The 705-nt window shown below is 53.0% G+C and carries 1 protein-coding gene and 1 pseudogene; both read left to right on the top strand.

Annotation, left to right across the window (positions count from 1 at the left end):
- Positions 1–242 (top strand): ABC transporter permease subunit (locus ABD259_RS25665; protein ID WP_344165856.1); only part of this gene is annotated, 242 nt, incomplete at its 5' end.
- Positions 243–270: 28 nt separating this feature from the next.
- Positions 271–705: pseudogene (locus ABD259_RS25660) on the top strand (IS1 family transposase); the annotation flags it as partial.

Here is a 705-nt window from a genome sequence, read left to right as displayed (position 1 = left end):
GAAAGTGGCAGGGGCTGCCGCGCGGCGTGGTGGTGTGCATCACGGCGCTGGTGATTTATGTCCCGCTGTTATTTATTGTGGTGCAGAGTTTTCTCTCGGCACCGTTCTTTTCCCGCTCCAAATCGTGGAGTCTGGAAGCCTTCGCCTTTATTTTTACCGACCCGGATTTTTATCTGGCATTAAGTTCAGGTTTTATTCTGGCCTTTGGCCTGGTGAGTGATGCTACCAACTTGCTGATTTAGTGTATAATGGTGTTTTTGAGGTGCTCCCGTGGCTTCAGTCTCCGTCTGCTGTCCCTCCTGTTCCGCTACTGAAGGCGTGATGCGTAATGGCAAAAGTACTGCCGGGCATCAACGTTATCTCTGCTCTCACTGCCGTAAAACATGGCAGCTCACCTTCACTTATGCCGCTTCTCAGCCCGGTACACACCAGAAAATCATTGATATGGCTATGAACGGCGTCGGTTGCCGTGCCACCGCACGACTAATGGGCGTGGGCCTCAACACCATTTTGCGCCATTTAAAAAACTCAGGCCGCAGTCAGTAACCTCCCGGATACAGCCGGGCAGTGATGTCATTGTCTGTGCGGAGATGGACGAGCAATGGGGCTACGTCGGTGCAAAATCACGTCAGCGCTGGCTGTTTTACGCGTATGACAGGATACGCAGGGCGGTGGTAGCCCACGTTTTCGGTGAACGCACTATGG

The organism is Nocardiopsis rhodophaea, from assembly GCF_039530945.1.
Taxonomy (GTDB): domain Bacteria; phylum Actinomycetota; class Actinomycetes; order Streptosporangiales; family Streptosporangiaceae; genus Nocardiopsis_C; species Nocardiopsis_C rhodophaea.
This window is presented reverse-complemented; position numbering and strand designations above follow the sequence as displayed.